The 20,826-nt window shown below is 34.4% G+C and carries 20 protein-coding genes; 5 read left to right on the forward strand and 15 right to left on the reverse strand.

Annotated features, from left to right (window positions below; translation table 11 throughout):
- Nucleotides 1-53: 53 nt before the first annotated feature.
- The 4 genes from NSQ89_RS11275 to NSQ89_RS11290 form a co-directional block, all read right to left on the reverse strand.
- Nucleotides 54-1,940, reverse strand: a complete 1,887-nt coding sequence (locus NSQ89_RS11275; protein ID WP_341132632.1) for an ABC-F family ATP-binding cassette domain-containing protein — start codon at nucleotides 1,938-1,940, stop codon at nucleotides 54-56.
- On the reverse strand, nucleotides 1,921-2,577 hold the full coding sequence (locus tag NSQ89_RS11280) for an HD domain-containing protein (protein ID WP_047940436.1): 657 nt from the start codon (nucleotides 2,575-2,577) through the stop codon (nucleotides 1,921-1,923). The genes NSQ89_RS11275 and NSQ89_RS11280 overlap by 20 nt, the downstream gene beginning before the upstream one ends.
- A gap of 146 nt (nucleotides 2,578-2,723) precedes the next feature.
- Nucleotides 2,724-3,584, reverse strand: coding sequence for an amidohydrolase family protein (locus NSQ89_RS11285; RefSeq protein WP_047940435.1), 861 nt, complete (start codon nucleotides 3,582-3,584; stop codon nucleotides 2,724-2,726).
- Nucleotides 3,571-6,672: a GNAT family N-acetyltransferase gene (locus NSQ89_RS11290; RefSeq protein WP_047940434.1), complete on the reverse strand. Its 3,102-nt coding sequence runs from the start codon at nucleotides 6,670-6,672 to the stop codon at nucleotides 3,571-3,573. Before NSQ89_RS11290 ends, NSQ89_RS11285 begins: the two co-directional genes overlap by 14 nt.
- 313 nt (nucleotides 6,673-6,985) lie before the next feature.
- On the opposite strand from NSQ89_RS11290, the gene NSQ89_RS11295 reads away from it, so the two are divergent.
- Entirely contained in the window at nucleotides 6,986-7,579 is a 594-nt protein-coding gene (locus NSQ89_RS11295) for a MerR family transcriptional regulator (protein ID WP_047940433.1), read from the forward strand.
- Between the two features lie 89 nt (nucleotides 7,580-7,668).
- Here the strand turns inward: NSQ89_RS11295 and NSQ89_RS11300 are convergent, their stop codons facing one another.
- Genes NSQ89_RS11300 through NSQ89_RS11310 form a run of 3 tightly spaced genes read right to left on the reverse strand, consistent with a single transcriptional unit; the run spans nucleotide 7,669 to nucleotide 10,403 of the window.
- Entirely contained in the window at nucleotides 7,669-8,148 is a 480-nt protein-coding gene (locus tag NSQ89_RS11300) for a glutathione peroxidase (RefSeq protein WP_047940432.1), read from the reverse strand.
- Between the two features lie 12 nt (nucleotides 8,149-8,160).
- Nucleotides 8,161-8,697: a hypothetical protein gene (locus tag NSQ89_RS11305; RefSeq protein WP_047940431.1), complete on the reverse strand. Its 537-nt coding sequence runs from the start codon at nucleotides 8,695-8,697 to the stop codon at nucleotides 8,161-8,163.
- Between the two features lie 35 nt (nucleotides 8,698-8,732).
- Nucleotides 8,733-10,403 carry a formate--tetrahydrofolate ligase gene (locus NSQ89_RS11310; protein ID WP_095259075.1) on the reverse strand — a complete coding sequence of 557 codons (1,671 nt, stop codon included), beginning with the start codon at nucleotides 10,401-10,403 and terminating at the stop codon, nucleotides 8,733-8,735.
- 361 nt (nucleotides 10,404-10,764) lie between these two features.
- On the opposite strand from NSQ89_RS11310, the gene metA reads away from it, so the two are divergent.
- Nucleotides 10,765-11,673, forward strand: coding sequence for a homoserine O-acetyltransferase MetA (metA, locus tag NSQ89_RS11315; protein WP_047940429.1), 909 nt, complete (start codon nucleotides 10,765-10,767; stop codon nucleotides 11,671-11,673).
- An 83-nt stretch (nucleotides 11,674-11,756) separates the two neighbouring features.
- Here the strand turns inward: metA and NSQ89_RS11320 are convergent, their stop codons facing one another.
- On the reverse strand, nucleotides 11,757-12,461 hold the full coding sequence (locus NSQ89_RS11320) for an AIM24 family protein (protein ID WP_047940428.1): 705 nt from the start codon (nucleotides 12,459-12,461) through the stop codon (nucleotides 11,757-11,759).
- Nucleotides 12,462-12,676: 215 nt separating this feature from the next.
- On the opposite strand from NSQ89_RS11320, the gene NSQ89_RS11325 reads away from it, so the two are divergent.
- Nucleotides 12,677-12,889, forward strand: a complete 213-nt coding sequence (locus tag NSQ89_RS11325) for a DUF3892 domain-containing protein (protein ID WP_047940427.1) — start codon at nucleotides 12,677-12,679, stop codon at nucleotides 12,887-12,889.
- Nucleotides 12,890-12,971: 82 nt separating this feature from the next.
- Here the strand turns inward: NSQ89_RS11325 and mntR are convergent, their stop codons facing one another.
- The 5 genes from mntR to NSQ89_RS11350 all read right to left on the reverse strand — a co-directional run bounded on the left by mntR (nucleotide 12,972) and on the right by NSQ89_RS11350 (nucleotide 17,961).
- Complete coding sequence (gene mntR, locus NSQ89_RS11330; protein ID WP_047940426.1) at nucleotides 12,972-13,397, reverse strand: transcriptional regulator MntR; 426 nt, start codon at nucleotides 13,395-13,397, stop codon at nucleotides 12,972-12,974.
- Between the two features lie 306 nt (nucleotides 13,398-13,703).
- On the reverse strand, nucleotides 13,704-15,854 hold the full coding sequence (locus NSQ89_RS11335; protein WP_047940425.1) for a type IA DNA topoisomerase: 2,151 nt from the start codon (nucleotides 15,852-15,854) through the stop codon (nucleotides 13,704-13,706).
- A 242-nt stretch (nucleotides 15,855-16,096) separates the two neighbouring features.
- On the reverse strand, nucleotides 16,097-17,086 hold the full coding sequence (locus tag NSQ89_RS11340) for an aromatic acid exporter family protein (RefSeq protein ID WP_235844424.1): 990 nt from the start codon (nucleotides 17,084-17,086) through the stop codon (nucleotides 16,097-16,099).
- Nucleotides 17,086-17,385 carry a hypothetical protein gene (locus NSQ89_RS11345; protein WP_047940424.1) on the reverse strand — a complete coding sequence of 100 codons (300 nt, stop codon included), beginning with the start codon at nucleotides 17,383-17,385 and terminating at the stop codon, nucleotides 17,086-17,088. The genes NSQ89_RS11340 and NSQ89_RS11345 overlap by 1 nt, the downstream gene beginning before the upstream one ends.
- A gap of 288 nt (nucleotides 17,386-17,673) precedes the next feature.
- Nucleotides 17,674-17,961, reverse strand: coding sequence for a hypothetical protein (locus NSQ89_RS11350; RefSeq protein WP_047940423.1), 288 nt, complete (start codon nucleotides 17,959-17,961; stop codon nucleotides 17,674-17,676).
- A gap of 367 nt (nucleotides 17,962-18,328) precedes the next feature.
- Between NSQ89_RS11350 and cspD the strand changes: the two genes are divergently transcribed.
- Nucleotides 18,329-18,529: a cold-shock protein CspD gene (gene cspD, locus NSQ89_RS11355; RefSeq protein WP_009332654.1), complete on the forward strand. Its 201-nt coding sequence runs from the start codon at nucleotides 18,329-18,331 to the stop codon at nucleotides 18,527-18,529.
- A gap of 87 nt (nucleotides 18,530-18,616) precedes the next feature.
- Here cspD and NSQ89_RS11360 read toward each other — a convergent pair whose 3' ends face one another.
- Together NSQ89_RS11360 and NSQ89_RS11365 are read right to left on the reverse strand one after the other, a co-directional pair.
- Complete coding sequence (locus NSQ89_RS11360) at nucleotides 18,617-18,802, reverse strand: zinc-finger domain-containing protein (protein ID WP_047940422.1); 186 nt, start codon at nucleotides 18,800-18,802, stop codon at nucleotides 18,617-18,619.
- Nucleotides 18,803-18,833: 31 nt separating this feature from the next.
- On the reverse strand, nucleotides 18,834-19,493 hold the full coding sequence (locus tag NSQ89_RS11365; protein ID WP_095320643.1) for a reverse transcriptase-like protein: 660 nt from the start codon (nucleotides 19,491-19,493) through the stop codon (nucleotides 18,834-18,836).
- Between the two features lie 488 nt (nucleotides 19,494-19,981).
- Here NSQ89_RS11365 and NSQ89_RS11370 point away from each other — a divergent pair, with 488 nt between their 5' ends.
- Entirely contained in the window at nucleotides 19,982-20,371 is a 390-nt protein-coding gene (locus NSQ89_RS11370; RefSeq protein ID WP_047940420.1) for a reverse transcriptase-like protein, read from the forward strand.
- Nucleotides 20,372-20,826: the final 455 nt, after the last annotated feature.

Raw genomic sequence — 20,826 nt, forward strand, 5'->3', positions numbered from 1 at the left:
TTTCAACATTTATCTTATCACGCTTAATGCTATATCGAAAATAAACAGCTTTTCTACGAATTATCAGCGATTTCAGATAAATAGCTCCAGCGTTCAATTAGGTGTTCTAATTGGTTATTTAATTGTTCCTGCTCTTTCATTAACTCAGCTGCTTTTTCGAAGTCACTGCCAGTCTCGGCTAATTCTGTTTCTATTTTAGCTAATCTTTCTTCGACTTTTTCGATATTCTCATCAATGGTTGCCCATTCCCTTTGTTCATTATAGCTTAGTCTTACTTTTTTCTCTTTTACTTCCTTTTTAGGAAGTGGTATTTCTGTTTTATCTTTTATTTGTTGATCTTCTTTTCTCTCCACCTCTAAATATTCACTGTAATTGCCATAATAGGTGTCGATAACACCATTTCCTTTTAAAATCAACAGTTGTTCAGCAACCTTATCGAGAAAATAGCGATCATGGGATACGGTAATAACCACACCATTAAAATCTTCTAAATAATCTTCCAGAACCATTAATGTTTGTGTATCTAAATCATTTGTCGGCTCATCTAATAAGAGTACATTTGGTTCTCCCATTAGTATTTTCAACAAATAAAGTCTTCTTCTTTCCCCACCAGATAGCTTCCCAATAATCGTTCCATGGGTATGAAGAGGAAATAAGAATCTTTCCAGCATTTGGGCAGCTGTAATGACTTTTCCATCGGAGGCTTCTATAACTTCAGCCGTTTCTTTTAGAAATTCAATCATTCTTTTAGATGTATCCATATCTTCATTTTCTTGCGTATAGTAAGCCACTTTTACTGTTTGACCAATGATTCTTTCGCCAGAATCAAGGGGTGCCTTGCCTGCTAAAATATTTAAGAAAGTTGATTTACCAGTCCCGTTTTTACCAATTATTCCAATTCTATCCCCTGGTTTTACAAGCAAATTATAATTATTTAAGATTATTTTATCATGGAAACGTTTGTTTGCCCCCAGCAATTCAAAGACTTGCTTACCTAATCGACTACCTTTCAAGGAGATATCTAATTTATCTTTAGCTTTAACATTAGCTAATTTATCATCTAATGCGTCAAAACGCTGAATTCTGGCTTTTTGTTTAGTAGAACGCGCTTTTGCCCCTCTTCTAATCCATTCTAATTCTCTTCTAAATAAATTCTTTTGCTTATCAAGAGTAGCTGCTTCATTTTCTTCCCTGATAGCTTTGGCCTGTAAAAAGTCACCGTAATTGCCTTTATAGCTATACAAATTGCCCCCATCTAATTCAAACATTCTGTTTGTGACACGATCTAAGAAATAGCGGTCATGCGTTACTAATAATAGTGCTCCTGTGTACCTGCTTAAATAATCTTCCAGCCATTTAACTGCCTCAAAATCAAGATGATTTGTCGGTTCATCTAAAATAAGCAAATCTGGTTCTTGAATCAGAACTTGTGCTAAAGCAACCCGTTTTTTTTGCCCGCCTGACAATTCGCCAATCTTCTTATTAAAATTAGTAATACCTAACTTCATTAATACCGTCTTTGCATTTGTATGAACTTCCCAGCCATTTAAAGCATCCATTCTTTTTTGTAAATCAAATAATTTTTCATGAAGCTTATTGTTCTCAGGATCATGGTTGATTTCCATTATCATTGCTTCATAATCTTTAACTAATGCTAAAACCGGTGCATCACCAGCATATACTTGGTTTAATACGGTAAGATCTGGATTTAATTCTGGACTTTGGGCAGAATAGGCTATACGAAAATCCTTGGGTGCTATGATATCTCCTTCGTCTGGAATATCTATTCCTGCAACAATTTTTAATAAGGATGATTTCCCAGTTCCATTGATGCCAATTAAACCTACCCGTTCTTTTTCACTTATTGAAAAAGAGATGTTTTCAAATAACTTTTTCTCTCCATATGTCTTTGTTACATTTTCAATTGAAATACTCTTCATTTTGTACATTCCATTCTTTATAAAATTCTTTTAGAAAGCTTTCCATAAATTGATGCCTTTCCACGGCCATTTTTTTAGCACTGTCTGTATGTAAATGGTCTTTAATTTTCAATAGTTTTTCATAGAAATGGTGAATAGAAGATGAGTTGTTTTTTCGATATTCTTCTTCTGTCATCTTTTCCCTTACTGCTATATGTGGATCATAGATAGGACTTCCTATACTTCCTCCATAAGCAAAAGTACGAGCGATGCCAAGTGCTCCAATCGCATCTAATCGATCAGCATCTTGGACTATTTTTGCCTCCAGGCCATTGGGAGTTATCCCATTTCCTCCTTTAAAGCCAACTGTTTCGATGATAGCTTTAATCTGTTCCTTCTCTTGATTCGCAATTGGAATCTGCATTAGTATATTTGCTAATCTCCGTTGCCCTTCGCTTTTTGATTTATTTAATTTTTCATCTGAAATGTCATGCAATAACGCAGATAGTTCAATAGTATGAGAATACCCAATTCCTTCTTTTTCTGAAAGTAATAAGGCTATTTTACGTACTCTATCTACATGATACCAATCGTGACCACTAGCATCATTCTCCATCTCTTGCTTTATTATATTTTCTACTTTCGTAATAAGCTTCATTTATTCTCACATCCAGCAATCTATTATGTCCATATTGTATCATGAAAAGTAGTTTTTCGAATATGAAAGAACAATCAATATAAATATGAAAGCCGGAGTAGAAAATAAAACTATTCTACACCGGCTTTCGTTTCATTATTCATTTCCTATTTCTTACTTAAAAAGGGCTTTATTTTTGGAAATACCTTCAATGCTGTTCGATAAAATACGTCTTCATGGTAAGTTTCTGGAATGAGCTTTTTTATAAACTCTATATATGGTTCAAATGGGGCTAGCGGCCAATCTGTCCCAAAAAGCAATTTATCATATGATTGGGCAAAAACTAATGCATGGCGTAAATGATCGAGAAAAATCCCTTCATGTGCTTCTTCCAGTTCTTTTTTTGTTCCAACGATTAAACCAGATAAATCGGCATATACATTCGAATTTTTATAAATAATTTCCGCACCAGTCAATGTCCAAGGATCACCGAAATGTGCCATCATAAAATTCACATTACGATGTTTCACAGCCACTTCATCAATTGCTAGAGGATGACTATATTTTAAGTATCCTCTTTCAGAGTATGTATCTCCAGTATGGAACACAACTGGTAATTGATACTTTTCTGCTAGTCGATAAACAGGTTCATATACTTCATCATAGGCATAAAAAGGGTAGTAGCCTAAATAAATTTTTATTCCCACAACATGTGGCTTTTGAATCTCCTGCTCTAATCGTTCTTGTGCCGATAAATCCATATCATATGGATTTATCCCAGCACAGCAGACGACATTGTCTGGAACCAATAAGTCCAAATCTAATCCCATTGGAGTCTGGGCCTTATAATCAGGAAAGCCCATCTCCGGCGTTTCTGTAACCCCCATCCCAATCGCAAGGACAATATCAGCCTTCCTCATCTCTTCTTTCAAGCCATTATAACTATAATCTACAAAGGAAAGATCTCGAGCTGTCTCTTTAAACGATCCAATATTTGAGTAGTGTATATGGGCATCAATTATTTTCATCTACGTATTCCCTTTCTGAAAATGCTATTTGCCTTACCTTATTAACTAAAGAAGACTGTAATTCCCCCTCGGTAAACAGAAGATAGGTTGGTTCTGTAAATAAGCGGTTCTCTGTTCTTCTGCACTTAGCATAGGAAATCAACTGTATCACATCTTTATTACTATAAAAATCTATACCTTTTGATTTATCACTTGCAATATAATAACACTTTTCTTGCTCTAGCGATAAATAGGAATGACCCTTTATATTAACTTCTTGCTCTTCTGAAGCAACCATATATTGTTTCGTACTCACCTTGTTATCCTGAATATGGAGAACAGCTTTTTCCTCCTCATTGCAAGTGATAAATAGGTTTGTATGCCATTCTTCTTCTGCCATACGTCTGCCTGCATCATCGATTATTTCTATAAATGTAATGAGCAAAGGAATCCCTGGCATTGTAAGGAAATATTGTTCATACTTTAACCCCTTCCATTTCTCATGATGCCTTATCGTTGTTACCAGCTTCACACCAGTCCATTCGTTATGATGGATATCTTTTAGACTAGTAAATGCACAAGCTGTCTCTTCCTTTAAGAGAGAAAATACATTTAAATCTGGCGGACCGTTTTTTATACCTCCACACCACGGATTCCACCAACTTTTTGCGATAGGCTTAGGAAAAGCATGCTCCAACCATTCCTTCCCATTTACTACTAAAGAATAGACGCCTGGATAGTAAGCAGGAGAAGCTTTAAAAGATACTATTCCATTCGAAACATGGTATACGGTAACTCCTTCTTCTATTTTTACTTCTGTTGTCATGTTCTTTCTGCTTGGCACAAAAAATAAATCATCGTTATCTATTATTTTTGCCGGCAAAGAAATGGTTGTTTTCACTGTGTTTAGCCCTAATTGAAGATCCCTTTGAGGCTGAATTTGGTAGATTTCTGATGCCCCCGTATCAATTCTCTGTGAATCTCCCTGTCTTTCATTCATTGTTATGGTCATTTCACCTTGTATTGCTTGATTACTATAATTCTTTATTCGTACTTTTAAGTCATTATCTCTATCTATAATGAGATTTGCCTCATTAAATTCAACCTTAAATCCTGGGGTAACAGTACTTGCGTGCTCTCTCTGTAACCCTTCTGCTGCTAACTCCCATTGCTGCCAATTACGATAGGCACCGATATTTACACTAATGGGCGAAAAAGCAACGGATTCATTTTTTCCGAGTATGCTTGTCGCCTCTACATGCACCTTCCAATTATCCATTTTGATGCGGGCCTCTTTAGCCCATGCAACACCGAATGGGGTAGAGTTTGGAGAAGTAAAATACCAATTCCCCGTTATATCCTTTGAATTTAATTCAAAAGGTTGTACTAGGTTCCATTCATTAAAGGAAACAACTTCCCCATTTAAAGGGAAATAGAGATTCTGCCATATGTCAAAAAATGTTTCCTGTACACTGATTTCTTTTTCTTCCAAACTATTATTAGTAATTGTTATCCAACGTTTAATCAACCCTTCTGCAAAGAGCTGATTTGTTAACATAATATCCAGATACGGAAAAGCATTAGACTTAAAGAATAGCTCTAGTTTAATACTGTTTCCAGTCTTTTCTGTACGAACTTTATATGGCTTTTGTTTAGACAGCTCATTGGAATAAGGCTTTCCAATAGACGGTGCAAACAGAGCAAAGTCTGTATGAGCAATTTCTGTCGTAAGATCTATTTTGCTTACGGTAAGTTGATGTGGACCATTATAAACCTGCCAACTCTTTTCTTGTTCTACTACAAACTGTTCGCCAATCCCTTTTAAGGCAAGCGCAATTTCCTTTTCAAATGTTAAAATCCCCTGCTCATTCTCCACAATTTCTCCTATGATTTTTTCTTTAAAACTGCCGCAGCTCTTCACTTGAACCGGAATTCGAATCCACTTCTTCGCTTTTTTAGCCAGTGCGAATGAATACTTATCCCCTTCAAAATATAAGTGGCCATTTTTGGGAATGGTGAAATATCCATTAATATCTTTTTCTAAATTATTACTAATCTCTAAATCTAAGTAAGTCTTCATTCCATTCGCTAAAATGGCCTCTATTTCCTTTCCCTCTATAGAAATAGGCGCTTGCGGGAAAACCCCCAGTTGTAAGCTTGTTTCTAATCCATTAATTCTAACTGTAACCTTTAATGCTGGAAAGGTCTTTCCATCTACAGGTTCTTCTCCTTTTTTAATCGTAAAGGGAGAAGAAATCGCTATTTCTTGATTACCCTTTATCTCTTGTGAACTTTGAAAACTGCATTGAATTCTGCCCTGATTATCTGCCAATGCTTCTAAGGAAAGCGGGTTTGCTGTTTTATTTTTCATCTTTAAATAGACCTTATGCTCTATTTCTTCTATACATTTATGATTGTCCATTGTTAATTCAATCTGAAAATCCTTTGTTTCCAAAGAGCAGATTCCTCTACTTGTTTTTTCAAATTTTACAACAACAGTCTCTGTTTCTTTTTGCCAAATATATTCATAATGTGTAAAACCTCTTTTAAGCATCCCATCTGGCTTTATTTCAAGATTTCTTTTTAAATCTGCATACCAATCCATGTTCTTTAAATAATGATTCATTACTTCATCATTTCGGACAGTTGGGATAAAATTCATAAGATGAGTATATTGGTCATTATCCTCCCAAAAAAAACCGCAGCGTTTATATAATGGAACTGCCTTAAGATTACCTGCCCAAGTATATAAATCAAGTCTTGGCCATTTTAATTCTGTCGCTGCATTGAGGGCATGCAGTAAAAGCAGCTTACCAATTTTCTTGCCATGATAATCTGGACGAACATTTAATAAAGGAACATACAAGGCCCCTGCATCTTCTTTATAAACAGAAAAACCACAGTACCCTACTACTTCTTCTCCTATAACAGCTAAGAATGTATCAATATTATCTGAGCTTTGCTGTTGATCGCGTACTTGTTCTTCTGTTTTTCCTGTTCCTCCCCAAGAATCTTTACTTTTTGTCCACATGTCGGCCACTTTACCAGCAAGACCATCATGGTAGCTTACTATTTTAATTGCCTCTGAACCCTTGATTATCTTTTCCACTAAGAACCCTCTTTCCTCTTATTTTCCATTTTTGTTTGCATTGTTACTTCTTTATTTGTATTCATCCTAACTCCTCCTTTCTTTATTGTAGGAATGTTTTTCCAATATTCCTATTCTATCGTATTATTATTGAGAATTTTTGTAAAGATACCATAATAATAATTTTTCTAATAATTATGTATATCCAACAAAACTAGACAAAGCTCGTCAAAGGATTTTTTTTTCTTTTCGCGAAAATTATAAAGACAAGGGTTTTAAACGTCCTTCTTGCCATTGGTCTGTTTCGATTATTTTATAATGAGGGGTGTGTAGAATGTTAAGCATACAATCAAAAGAACTTACGATTAAGGAAGAAAACAGCAAATTATTAAGTGTGAAGGAAGCTGCAGAATATATTAATGAAGGTCCTGGAGTTGTTCGAAATTGGTTAAGAGAATTGAAAACACTCATACCAGTTATTATTGGCGAAAATGGCTACCGATATTTCGATCAAAAAAGCTTAGACATTTTAGTAAAAGTTAAACAAATGCGTAATGAAAAACAAATGTCTTTAAGACAAATTGAAGATGAGCTGACAAGCCCTTTACCCTCTATCCCCATTGCCGCTGAAGCTACGGAAAAAATTCTTCAAGATTTACAAACAATCAAAGAAGAATTAGAACTTCAAAAAAATTTCAATCAAGTATTAGTACAGCAACTAAAAAAGCAGCAAGAGCATATCGAATTTCAACAAGAACATATTGCCAGTCAAGAAAGAAAAATAACTTTATTAGAAAATCCAATTGTTCTAAAAGAAAAAGAGGAACAATACTATGCTAAATCTAGAAAAAAGAAGCTGGCCGATCTTAATGAGCGGGAAACAAAGGAGAAAAAAAGTGGATTTATCCGCCTCTTTTCTTATCGTTAATCGTTCCTTATCATAAAAAATAAGGATCTTCAGCCCTTTAGTGAAAGGGTGTTCGTTCACTAAAAGCAGAAGATCCCTATTTTTTTCTGTTATCGGATGAGCTTTTCAATATCCGCTTTTATCTCACTAGGACTTGTACTTGGTGCATAGCGGTCCACGACATTTCCATTTCGATCAATAAGAAACTTCGTAAAATTCCACTTGATTGCTTTCACACCTAATGTACCTGGTGCTTCTTTTGTTAAATATTGATAAAGAGGATCTGCCTCTTTTCCATTCACATCAATTTTAGCAAACATCGGAAAAGTCACACCGTAATTCATTTCACAGAATGATTTTATTTCTTCATTCGTTCCCGGATCTTGACTCATAAATTGATTACTTGGAAAACCTAGAACAACAAACCCCTCCTCTTTAAACTTTTGATACAATTCTTGCAGCTCTTTAAATTGAGGAGTAAAACCACATTTACTTGCAGTATTCACAATTAATATGATATTCCCTTTAAAATCGCTTAATGCCTGCATTTTTCCATCCATCGTTTTTACTTTAAAATCGTAAATGCTCATTTTACAATCTCCTTATACAGTTAATAATGAATCAATCGATTGAAGGGCAGCTAAAGTTTTTTCCATAAATTCCATCATCGTAATCATATCATCTATCTGTTCTTCTGTGATTAAACGATTAAAATCAATCGTAATATGATTCAGTATCGTTTGCTCCGCCTCAAGTGGCTGATAGCTGATTTCTTGCCTAATCTTCAAGTCTTTTCCCCATATATCTTCCACTAATTGCTGTAATAGTGGATAAAGAGTTTTGTCTTGCTTATGGCGTAAAAAAAGATGAATATAAACGGTAGCACCAATCCATTTTTCTTTTTTTACACTTTCTAATAGTTCCGCCGATAAATTTTGTAAATCAGCGGATAATTCAAACATTAGCTTAGCATTTTGTTGATTTTTCAATCGAAAAGTAATGGTATAATTTCTTGATAGCTTACTACTATTAAATACATCATTTCGATCTAAGACAATAATATCGCCATCTAAATCTTTATCATATATTAAGCCTTCCATTACTGTTCTCATATTTTCAAACGCAGTGGGATCAAACATCCTTTGTTCTCCTTTTTCCTAAATACAACCGTATTTTAAAACAATCCAACTGCTTTACCGTCTTCATCAACGTCCATGTTTAAAGCAGCAGGAGTTTTCGGTAAACCTGGCATTGTCATGACTTCACCAGTGAGTGCTACAAGGAAGCCTGCCCCAATAGATGGCTTGAATTCACGAATTGTAATCGAAAATCCTTCTGGTCTGCCAATTAATGATGGATCATCCGATAAAGAATATTGTGTCTTCGCCATACAAATAGGAAGATGTCCCCAACCATATTTTTCAAAGTCGGCAATCTGTTTCTTTGCTTTAGAAGAATATTCTACCCTATTCGCACCATAAATTTTTGTTGCAATCGCATGCACTTTCTCTTCTATCGTAGTATTAAGCGAATATAAATGTTGAAAACTTTGTTCTTTCTTTTCGAGAATCGCTAAAACCTTTTGAGCAAGCTCTATACCGCCATTTCCACCTTTTTCCCAAACCTCTGTTAAAGCAACGGGAATCTGTGCTTGTTCACAAAGCTCTTTTAACACGCTAATTTCTAATTCAGTATCTGTTACGAATTTATTAATAGCTACAACAAAAGGTAAACCGAATTCTTTAATACTGTCCACATGCTTTTGTAAATTAGCGAAACCTGCTCGCAGCGCTTCTATATTTTCAACCCCAAGCTCCTTCTTTGCTACTCCTCCATGCATTTTTAAGGCACGAATTGTCGCAACTATCACGACGATTTCCGGATCTATCTCTTTATTTCTAGCCTTAATATTTAAAAATTTCTCTGCTCCTAAATCCGCACCAAATCCAGCTTCTGTGACAACATAATCTCCTAATTTGGCAGCAGCAGCAGTTGCTATGACACTATTGCAGCCATGGGCAATATTGGCAAACGGACCGCCATGAATAATCGCTGGAGAATGCTCGATTGTTTGAACCAAGTTTGGTTTAATTGCGTCTTTTAGTAGTAATGTAAGCGCACCTTCTACTTTCAAATCTCCCACGGTTACAGGTTCTCTGTCTACATTATACGCAACGACCATTCGAGCTAATCGAACTTTTAAATCCTTAATATCTGCAGCCAGACATAATACAGCCATAATTTCAGAAGCAACCGTAATGTCAAAGCCATCCTCTCTCGGAACTCCTTGTAATGGACCACCTAAACCAATCACTACTTTTCGCAGCGCACGATCGTTTAGATCAACTGCTCTTTTCCAGACTATACGGCGCTGATCAATACGACATTCATTCCCTTGATGTATATGATTATCTACTAAAGCTGCCAGCGCATTATTTGCTGTTGTAATGGCATGAAGATCTCCAGTAAAATGCAGATTAATATCCTCCATAGGTAATACCTGTGCTTTACCGCCCCCTGCAGCCCCTCCTTTTATGCCCATTGTTGGACCTAAAGATGGTTCTCTCATTGCTATGACGGTTTTTCTCTGTAATTTATTCAACGCATCCCCTAATCCAACTGTAACAGTTGATTTGCCTTCGCCAGCAGGAGTTGGATTAATAGCCGTCACAAGGATAAGTTTACCTGATTTATTCTTTTTCAACTTATTTAAGGTAGATGCTGTGATTTTCGCTTTATATTTTCCATATAATTCAAGATCATCTTCTGATAAACCAAGCCTCTCAGCAATATGTATTATTGGTTTCATAACTGCTTGTTGAGCAATTTCGATGTCAGATTTCATTTACGTCTATACCTCCATGATTATCCTCTGCTAATTTCGGTCTTCCTTTTAACATTGTACATTAAATGAGACGTGATACATACACGTTTCGACAAAATCATTATCTTACAAACATACTTATTATGTATCCACTAATCCTTTTTAACATTTCTTCCTTCCAAAAGATTATATAATATCTTTCAAAAATTCAAAACATTATGATTGCGACATATTCAAATCAAACTTATAATAAGCTATGATATTGATGGGAGAAAGTAATAACTAATTTATCGTTTAAAACCGATTGTTATGAAAAAAATGCAGTAAGCACCACTGACATTACTGAAAAGACGATTATAACTTTAGGAGGAGACATACCTTTATGCCTATTAGAATTCCTCAACTTTTGCCAGCACGAGAAATACTGGAAGATGAAAATATATTTGTAATGGAAGAAGGGCGTGCAAGAACCCAGGATATTCGACCATTAAACATATTAATATTAAACTTAATGCCTCAAAAAGAAAAAACGGAGGTACAAATATTGCGATTGCTTGGTAACACTCCTTTGCAGGTCAATATCTCCTTTTTAAGAACAGCATCGTATGAATCAAAGAATACAAGTTCCTATCATTTAGAACAATTTTATCGCGATTTTGCAGCAATAAAAACAAATAAATACGATGGAATGATTATTACAGGAGCCCCTGTTGAATTAATGAGTTTTGAAGAAGTAGATTATTGGGATGAGTTAACCCAAATAATGGAATGGTCGAAAACAAATGTGACATCTACTTTACATATTTGCTGGGGTGCACAAGCAGCTTTATTTCACCATTTTGGGATTAATAAGTATGAACTGGATCAAAAGTGTTATGGAATTTATTCCCACCATGTATTAAATCCGTCAGATAAATTAATGCGTGGTTTTGATGACAGCTATTTAGCTCCACATTCAAGATATACTAATGTATCAAGTGAAGAAATCAATGCACACCCAAACCTTGAGCTGCTGTCTGCCTCTGATGAAGCTGGCGCCTTTATTATTAGTGGAAATAAAGGCAAACAAATCATGGTTACTGGTCACTTAGAGTATGATGCTAGCACACTTGCTGAAGAATACAAACGAGATAAAGAAAAAGGTTTAAACATTCATCTGCCTCTTGGATATTTTCCCGAGAATAATCCGAGTAAAAAGCCATTAAATAGCTGGCGATCCCATGCTCATTTACTATTTTCCAACTGGCTGAATTATTATGTCTATCAAGAAACACCTTATGAGTGGAAATAAAAATGCACCAAGTAAAAAAGACTGGCACATAAGATTCAAACCCAAACGAAGATTATCGTTTGGGTTTTTTAATGATAGACTATTTAGCTGTTATTTCCTCCATTATTCGAAAAATAAACTTCTTCATATGGCTGAATAACCACAAAGCCCTCTCCGGAAAATTTCATTTGAATAGATTCTCCGCTGCCTCTCCCAAAAAACGATTTAAGAGTTATGTCTGTTACAAATTCTGGTTGTAGACTTCCCGACCAAGCAACTGTCGCATTAGGATCTGTGAATACCGGGTTATTTGGAGTAACTCTTAACGTTAATGGTTCGTAATGTGACGTAATGGCGACGATGCCACTTCCTGACAGGTTGATATTAAATAAGCCGCCAGATAGCATCCCGGCAATTCTTTTCATTAACTTAATATCCCATTTGATAGACGGCTCAAATGCCAGTAAATCATTTCCATTTACAAAGATAGAATCACCATTTAAACGGAGAATGGATATTTTCTTTCCTTGGTCAGCTAAGTAAAGTTTCCCCGTTCCTTCTGCTTTCATTAAGGAAGCACCTTCACCAGTTAACGCTTTTTTAAACATTTTACCTATTCCATGTTCCAAAATACCTTCGCGGGTAAAACGAATGTTTCCTCGATAAGAAACCATACTTCCTGCTTTCGCCCAAATTTTATTTGTTAAATTAATTTCAAGCATTCTTTCAGTTTCTAGTTCGAAAACTCCTTCATTTTTATCTTGCTGCTCTGTCTTAACTAAAAATTCCTCTAAGTCATATCTCCCCATTTTCTCACCTCTTCTAAAATTGTTAATTTAAGGATATCATTTAGCTAGTTGCATGAAAATAAAAATATAGGGTAAGGTTAAATATATTTTCTTCTATAATCTATCACTGCAGCCGGCAATTCATGATAATTTTAAACGTGTTTGTATATACTATTTTATATACATTAATTGGTAAGAAAAAAATCATATGTGATTACGAAGGAAAGGGGCTAATTATGGAAAAAATTGTTGCAGTAGAGCGAAATTATATGGGAGACATTATTAGTTTTAAAACATCTAATGGTAGAGTAATTTCCTATCGAAAAGCTTTGCTTGATATCGAAACTGGGGTAATTGATGGAGTAGATGTTGTGGAAAATGAAAGAGAACAAGAAGATTTATCCTACTCGATAATAGATAACTTTGACAATTATCCACCTATTTTTTAACAGTTTCTTAAAAAATCAAGGGCAATTCTCTGTAGGCGTTTATTCTGCTTTATTAAAGCACACACCTAGAGAAAATTGCCCTTTATTCGATCGAATCGTTTTTTTGTTGGATTATTTTTAACTCTTCTACATGTTGTGGATTTTCTTCAAAAAATTGCACTAAATCCCCAATACGATCAATAGAGTCCCAGCTTAAATGGTGTTCTATTCCTTCCACATCATTATAAATATTTTCTTCTTTAACCCCAATAATTCGTAATAATTGCTCTAAAAGCTCATGTCTATACACTAATCGTTTACCGATTTTCTTTCCTTTTGGGGTCAAAACCAAGCCTCTATATTTTTCATAAACAAGATATTCATCCTTATCCAATTTCTGAACCATTTTTGTTACAGAGGAGGGATGGACAGATAGGCCTTCGGCGATATCTGATACTCGTGCATATCCTTTATCTTCTATTAGGTTGTAAATGCGCTCAATGTAGTCTTCCATACTAGGTGTCGGCAATTCAACCCCTCCTTTACCAGGATTACTCCTTTTTTCTATTCTATTCCATCATGCTTGTCTACGTTATATGTATGTAAATACCTGTTCAAACAAAAAATTCGCCTCTTTATAGAGGGAATAAGCGTTTTAAGGATAAGCTAGTTAAACTAGGATGGTATAAAAGTGTTTCTTAAGCATTTTACTATAAAAAAAATAAGGAAACAAGATTCTTTCTAACACAACCTTCTAAAAAGACTGTTTCCTTATGTAAAATTCCAATGTGCTATACCCTTCTATTTTAGCACTGTTGCAAATTTGTAGCAAAATCTATTCGGGAAATTCCATTTTCCAACTAAAATACTCGTTATCCTGATTTTTCTCATATTTCATGATAGCATCAAATTTATTTCCTTTTTTGCTAATTAATCCTTTAACTGGTGCTTTCCCATTCTTGAGTAGTGCTTTAACCATCGTTTTCGTCGGCTTCTTCTTCATGGTCGCAAGAAATTTATCATTTTTCCAAATGACATATTTACAGCCATTTTTCCAGTTACTGCAGCCAAACCCCTTTTTTCCTTCTATAACAGCATGACCACAAAGGGGACATTTTCCCAATACTTCTGTTTTGGCCTTAGCATATGTAACTTCTTGGATAATGATATCTTCTTCCTTCTTTATTGTTTCCACCGCGTTTGTTGTGAAGCTGCTAATTATTTGCAAAAATTGTTGTTTACTAAATTGTCCTTTTTCAATATCATAAAGTGCTTTTTCAAGTCTTCCTGTGAAATCTAAGTTAAACAAATCTTTAATCGGAAAAATTTCGACCATTCTTCTTCCTAACTCCGTACAAACTAAGCTTTTATTTTTTGCTTCTATATAACCGATATCTTTTAGTTTTTTGATCGTTTCAGCGCGAGTAGCTGGCGTCCCAATGCTAAATCCGCTTAAAATGGATAATACATCTTCCTCTGTATCCGCATCAAAATTTTTTCCGCAAGTTTCCATCAGCCGAAGCAGTGTCTTTTCCGTATGTTCCTTTGGCGGCTGTGTAGTATGGGTGCTAGTGGCTGCTTTTTGTGTAAAAACCTCTTCTTGCAAGTTTACTAACGGAAGCATAACATCTTTCGATTGTATATTCTCAATCTTTTTCCAACCCTCTACTAATTGAACTTTTCCTTTTGTTACAAAGCTACCTTTTAATTCCACATGATTCATGCTTGTGATGATTCTTGTCTCTTCTACCTCAGCAACAGGCATAAATTGCATTAATAACCGATTTTTTATCGCTACATATACTTGTTCTTCCTCTTGGCTTAATTTTTTTGGGAGGACATAAGTAGGAATAATCGCACTGTGGCTTTCCACTTTTTTATTATCAAAAATCCGTTTGGATGGAACAAATTTCACTTCATTTTTAAATGGTAAATCTGCTGCGAGGAGATTTACCACTTTTTGTGTTTTTGCAATTAGACTTTCTTCCAGGGCAATACTTGCTGTTCTTGGGTACGTGATATACTTCTTTTCATAAAGACTTTGCGCAACTTTTAATACTTTATCGGCCGTCCATCCCTTATATTTGCTAGTTATATAGCCTTGAAGATTAGAAAGATTAAACAAAAAAGGCGGATATTCCTTTTTCTTTTGCACTTTCTTATCTGTTACAATTGCTGTTTTGCCTTTAATCTGTTCTTCTATTTCTTTCAAATATAGTTCTTCTTTAAACTTTTCTTCTTTTTTTTCAGTATAAGTACCTATATAACTGCTTCCGTTTTCTGTCATAAACGTTGCCTGCAGTTTATAATAATTTTCTGGAACGAAATTTTCGATTTCTTTATCACGATCATAAATGATTTTAAGAGTTGGCAACAAAACTCTTCCAATATTTAATGCCTTCCCTTTGCCTTTTTGATATTTCAAAGTTGCCACAGAGGTTAAATTAATACCAATTAACCAATCGGCCCATTGTCTGCTGACACCAGCATCTTGAAGAGGACGTAACTCTTTATTAGAGCGAAGATTATTTAATCCATTCAATACTTCATTAGGTGTCCATTCATTCAGCAATAGGCGGTAAACTTCTTTTTCCGTTTTTAAATTATAAATAATACTATCTCCAATGAGTTGCCCTTCTCGATCATAGTCACATGCAGATATAATGGAATCTACATCTTGTCTTTTTATTAATCTATGAATAATTTTCAGTTGTTTTTCTGCTCCACGGTCAGGTTTGTCTCTATCTTTCGGATCAGACTTTACTTTGTATTGAAATTTTGGAGGGATAAATGGAAAATTTTCTAATTTCCATGTAGACATTTTTTCATCATAATCTTTTGCATCATTTAACTGCAATAAATGGCCAAAAGCCCATGTAACAATATAGCCATTTCCTTCAAAATAACCATCTTGTCTGTTTTTTATTTTTAAAGCATCTGCAATGTTTTTCGATACAGATGGTTTTTCTGCCAATATTAATTTCATCTATATCACCTTTTTTCATAACTTACGTTCCTTGTTATTTTATACAAAATAATATTATAATCGCAAAAAAGATAATTGTATAGAAAGGGGAAAAGCTGTAGAAATGCAACTAGAGGATATTGAGGTATTTTCAATTAACTTATAAGATTACTATATTTTTGCTACTGATTTAACCATACAAAAAGGGGGGTTCCTTCCATACTAAATAGACGGAGAACATGGCCTCCGTCTTTCTATAGTAACTAATATGCCACCTTCAGGGATTTTTTAATTTGTAAATACTGTTCTAATTCTTTTAAAACAAAAAAGACATGCGCCTGTTCTTCAAATGAATCCCAGTCATCAGGCAGTTTATCATGCTTGATCAGCTCTTCTACTCTTTGCAGTTTACTCAAAAATAATACGGCTGTATTTCCTGAATGGACACATAAACTAAGTTCTTCCAGAAAGTCTGCCACAAGCTCTCGTTGATTATCTAATGTCTCTACAGATAAAATCCGATCAAAAAGCCTTGATATGATCTCTAATTGCTTTTCTCGAATTGTGAAGTAATGATAATAATAATTCTCTTTTCGAGTAAAATGATTTTCAACATCACGATAGGCGACTGATTTTGCACATTGTACAATATCAGATGCACGCTTTAATTTTGAAGCATACTCTTCTGTGATTTCATTTGTCCGCAAGTAAACAACCATATCCATCAATAATGCTTTAAAATAGTACTCTATATCTTTTTGATGAACTTTCATTTCCTTATCTAGACTAGGCATATAGCTATTAACAAGTAATGCTGCTCCTATTCCAATTACGATTAATCCCCATTCATTAAGAACAACGTCCCAAGTCATATGGTTGGTGGAATATATATGGAGGATAATAACAGTACTTGTTACAACCCCTTCATTTACCTTAAGTAAGACAGTGGTTGGGATAAATAATAGCAATAATAAACCAATGATATACGGTTCATATGCCATACCCTCAAAGAAAACATAGGAAAATGGAATGGCAAGTATACATGCGATAAAACGTGAAAATGCACTATGCAAAGACTTTTTCTTCGAGTTTTGAACACAAAGTATGGTTATAATTGCTGAAGATACATAGAAATCTAAGTGAAAAAACTGGGCGATAGTTATTCCTATACTTACCGCAACTGCTGTTTTAAAAGTTCGATAACCAATTTTATATTTTTTCAGATTTCGCAAAGCTCTATGCATTCGCATCATCAATCACAACCAGTAACTAATAAATCATCCTGTAAAGAAGCTAACCTCGTATTTATTGCAATTTTATCACCAGCTTTTACTAAAAGTTGCACCACAGATCCACTAAATGGAACACTGACATCTTTTATTTCTCCTGCTAATGTTCTAATAGTCAAAATAGGTTCCCACTCATAGAAATAAGCTTTTTCCTTCATTAGAATCTCACTAACAGTTCCTTCAAATGGACTAAGGATCATCTGGTCTTCTCTGGAAATTTCATAATACGGACTTTGACTGCTCTTTACAATCGTTTCAATCATTTTAATAAATCTTCCCTTTTATTTATTTTTTACTTTACTTGTTTTGGGTTTATTTCATAAAAATAAACTCAGTTATATAATAGTAATCATGTTAATAAAAACACATTTCCCCCTATAATTCAATGATTTCAAGAATAATTTTTGCTTTTTTTCACAGGAAATTTTTGCTTAACAAACTCCTTTTAAAAGCCTGTCAGAATTGAACTCCGCAAGTACAACAATGAAAGCGCGCACAGTTTTAAAAAAATAATTTTTCTCGTCACATAAAAAAACTAGCTGTCAGCTAGTTTACATAAAGTACTTCTTAATTTTGCTGTCTGTTTGGATATACCAATTTTCTTTTTCAATTATGTTTGATACAGTTAAAATAAGAGATGGGATTTTTTCTACAATGAATACGATTAACCCGATTTTTTTTACCAAAATGACAAACGACTCCCCATGTGAAAAGCTAGGCAGCACACTCCCTAATTGAAGAATACTTTTTACTAACGCTTCCTTACTGTCTTCCTCGAGAACAATATTTGGGGTAAATCGCAAAATCCAATTTTCCTTTTCAATTGAAAATCGATACATTAAGCCACCCTCTTATTCTAATTCCTAAAAAAAACAAAACTGCTATTTCATCATATGTGGAAAATCATTATTTATGTAACATTGTAGTTTGGGTAAAGACCTCTTTCAGATCCCTCCTCTTTTTCTCATCCAAGTATCATATTATCATCCATTTATTTTGAATCACACCATATTTAATTCTTCTATGTATTCGTTTTTTCCGAAAAAACGCTTAGAAACCTTGACTACATATGGGTAATCGTGTATATTATAGACATCATTTAACAAAATTCAGAATAATTATTTTCTATTATTATTTTGTTCTATGAAAATATTTATTTTATAGGCACAATTCATGTGTCTTGAAAGGCTTAGGAGGAAATTTATTATGCAAAACGGTAAAGTAAAATGGTTCAATAACGAAAAAGGATTTGGCTTCATCGAAGTTGAAGGCGGAGATGACGTATTCGTACATTTCACTGCTATTCAAGGCGAAGGTTTTAAATCATTAGAAGAAGGACAAGAAGTTTCTTTCGAAATCGTTGAAGGAAACCGTGGACCTCAAGCTGCTAATGTTGTTAAACTATAATTAATAATAGTATTCAGGGGATTTTTCAAGGAGTTTTCTTCTTGAAAAATCCCCTTTTATTTTTTGCTTATGGAAAAAGTGACCTCATCACTTTGAACTGGATAGTTTTTCCCCGTATTCCCTTAGCTTATTTCCCACCGTACATTGCGAAATACAAAAGCGGTGAGCTCTCCTTTTACCATACTCTACTTTGTTTTGGCGATATAAAAAACAATCTTTACAATAATCTTGCATTAATTCATCTGCTTCTTTCATCAGTTCTTTTCTTTGCAAGCTTCACCACTCCTTTCTACTTACTTGCCGATTAGAGCAATTGCATTTTGCTATAGATACGTTTCCCTTCTAATGCTTGAGTTGCCAGTTTATCTGCTTCCTTATTGTCGTTTCTGCCAATTGAAGTATAAACCATACTTAAATGTAAAGTTTTGATTTTCGATTCTATCCGATCGAGCCAATTATTTAAATCTTCTTCATAGCATGGCCACTCGCCTTCTAATTGTTTCAATACTACTTGAGAATCCCCCTTCACTTCACAAGTAACACCCTTGACTTCCAATTCTTCTAAAAGATTTAATGCGTGGAAAAGAGCAGCATATTCAGCTTCATTATTGGAGAGGATATCATGAAATAATTCATTTGCCCTAACTCTAAATTTTTTCTTTCCTTGATGAAAGAAAAGTACGGCGCCAATCCCCGCCGTTTTCGTTTCTTTATGGTAACCTCCATCAAAATAAATCGTAAAGTCATGTGGCTCTTCTTCTAATTCTTCATTTAGCTTTCGTAATTCTTTTAATGTCCAGCTTGTGCCTTTTTCATCATAAAAAAGAATATCTGCTACATCATTGCGTTTTTCCAACTCATCCCCTGCTTCGAGAGCCATACTTGATTGAATCCAATCTGATGTAAAGTAGATAAAATCTTTCTTTTTCTTCATTTGAAATTTATATTCTAATTTGTATTTCATTACGGAACAACCTTTCTACATATAGAATGACGTCAATAAGGGCCGGACTATTCTTATTGTCCGTTAATGGAGGGGAAAATAAACTATTCTGCTAAAAGATATCAAAAATTCACCTAACTATACGGTTTTTATAAAGATTGATTAAGGAGCTCAAGAACCTTTTTGTTTTCTCCCCAGCTGTATGATCTCTCACTTTCTCCCAGCTCCGTAAAAAATAGCTTATCAATTAGAACTTCACAGTATGTCATCTACTGAAACTATTGCAAAAACAACGGACTTTTAGAAACCAATCTTTTCATTTATAATATTTTACATCCTATTTCTTATTTATTTTTCATTTCCTATCCTGATGGAAACTTCTCACACCTAATAAGTCGATATAAGTTTAATGATATATATACAATTTATACAATTAGTATGAAAGTAAAATAGTCACAGATCGTACATAATCATTGCTTAATCATATCAAATTTTTTGGAGGTAGCAAAATGATTGAAGTTTATATAGATGGTGCTAGTGCTGGAAATCCTGGTCCAAGTGGTGCCGGTGTCTTCATAAAAGGCCATGGTTCTGCGGATAAATATTCATTTCCTCTTGGTTCAATGAGTAATCATGAAGCGGAATACTATGCATTGATTAAAGCATTAGAAATCTGCATCCATAATAATTATCTTACCGTAAGTTTTCGTACTGATTCGGAACTAGTAAGTCGTGCAGTGGAAAAGGAATTTGCGAAAAACAAAAAATTTGCTCCGCTTTTAGAGCAAGCTTTAAAGCTTATCAGTCAATTAGAATTATTCTTTATTAAATGGATTCCAAGTAATGAGAATAAAACAGCAGACGAATTAGCAAGAATTGCCATTAGAAAAAATAAATAAGGAAGTTTTCATCCTTTCTGTTTTAAGCCTTCCCATCAAAAGCAATAAAATATACATTTCTTTCAAACGGGATTTTTTTAGAAAATAGTGATTTAATCATATAATAAAACCCAATAATTAGCGGATAAAAAAGAGGTTGGCACCAAGTAAAGGCTTGGTAAAACAATCGTTAATAAAACTAGTAAGTAGAGCTGCGATTATATATTTGGTTATTTATGTTTTCCCTAAAGTTAGTTAAGTAACCGCATATGATTAATGAAACAGCATTTAGACTATTCAGGTGCAGGATTACAGCTGCAAACGCGAAGGTTATTTAGGATGTAGGATGCGATATGCAACAACCTTTTGGAATGCCTTAAAAAGAGCAAAAACCCATGCGATTATACGAATTTTCTAATAGCTTTCTCGTATAATCGCTCGGGTTATCTGATAACTGGATCGAAATATCCTCTTTT

Source organism: Niallia sp. FSL R7-0648 (assembly GCF_038007005.1).
Classification (GTDB): domain Bacteria; phylum Bacillota; class Bacilli; order Bacillales; family Cytobacillaceae; genus Niallia; species Niallia circulans.

Bases quoted from the DNA above. Each gene is read 5' to 3' on its own strand.
- NSQ89_RS11275 (WP_341132632.1), bottom strand. From the start codon at position 1,940: ATGAAGAGTATTTCAATTGAAAATGTAACAAAGACATATGGAGAGAAA.
- NSQ89_RS11280 (WP_047940436.1), bottom strand. From the start codon at position 2,577: ATGAAGCTTATTACGAAAGTAGAAAATATAATAAAGCAAGAGATGGAG.
- NSQ89_RS11285 (WP_047940435.1), bottom strand. From the start codon at position 3,584: ATGAAAATAATTGATGCCCATATACACTACTCAAATATTGGATCGTTT.
- NSQ89_RS11295 (WP_047940433.1), top strand. From the start codon at position 6,986: ATGTTAAGCATACAATCAAAAGAACTTACGATTAAGGAAGAAAACAGC.
- NSQ89_RS11300 (WP_047940432.1), bottom strand. From the start codon at position 8,148: ATGAGCATTTACGATTTTAAAGTAAAAACGATGGATGGAAAAATGCAG.
- NSQ89_RS11305 (WP_047940431.1), bottom strand. From the start codon at position 8,697: ATGTTTGATCCCACTGCGTTTGAAAATATGAGAACAGTAATGGAAGGC.
- NSQ89_RS11310 (WP_095259075.1), bottom strand. From the start codon at position 10,403: ATGAAATCTGACATCGAAATTGCTCAACAAGCAGTTATGAAACCAATA.
- metA (WP_047940429.1), top strand. From the start codon at position 10,765: ATGCCTATTAGAATTCCTCAACTTTTGCCAGCACGAGAAATACTGGAA.
- NSQ89_RS11320 (WP_047940428.1), bottom strand. From the start codon at position 12,461: ATGGGGAGATATGACTTAGAGGAATTTTTAGTTAAGACAGAGCAGCAA.
- NSQ89_RS11325 (WP_047940427.1), top strand. From the start codon at position 12,677: ATGGAAAAAATTGTTGCAGTAGAGCGAAATTATATGGGAGACATTATT.
- NSQ89_RS11335 (WP_047940425.1), bottom strand. From the start codon at position 15,854: ATGAAATTAATATTGGCAGAAAAACCATCTGTATCGAAAAACATTGCA.
- NSQ89_RS11340 (WP_235844424.1), bottom strand. From the start codon at position 17,086: ATGATGCGAATGCATAGAGCTTTGCGAAATCTGAAAAAATATAAAATT.
- NSQ89_RS11345 (WP_047940424.1), bottom strand. From the start codon at position 17,385: ATGATTGAAACGATTGTAAAGAGCAGTCAAAGTCCGTATTATGAAATT.
- NSQ89_RS11350 (WP_047940423.1), bottom strand. From the start codon at position 17,961: ATGTATCGATTTTCAATTGAAAAGGAAAATTGGATTTTGCGATTTACC.
- cspD (WP_009332654.1), top strand. From the start codon at position 18,329: ATGCAAAACGGTAAAGTAAAATGGTTCAATAACGAAAAAGGATTTGGC.
- NSQ89_RS11365 (WP_095320643.1), bottom strand. From the start codon at position 19,493: ATGAAATACAAATTAGAATATAAATTTCAAATGAAGAAAAAGAAAGAT.
- NSQ89_RS11370 (WP_047940420.1), top strand. From the start codon at position 19,982: ATGATTGAAGTTTATATAGATGGTGCTAGTGCTGGAAATCCTGGTCCA.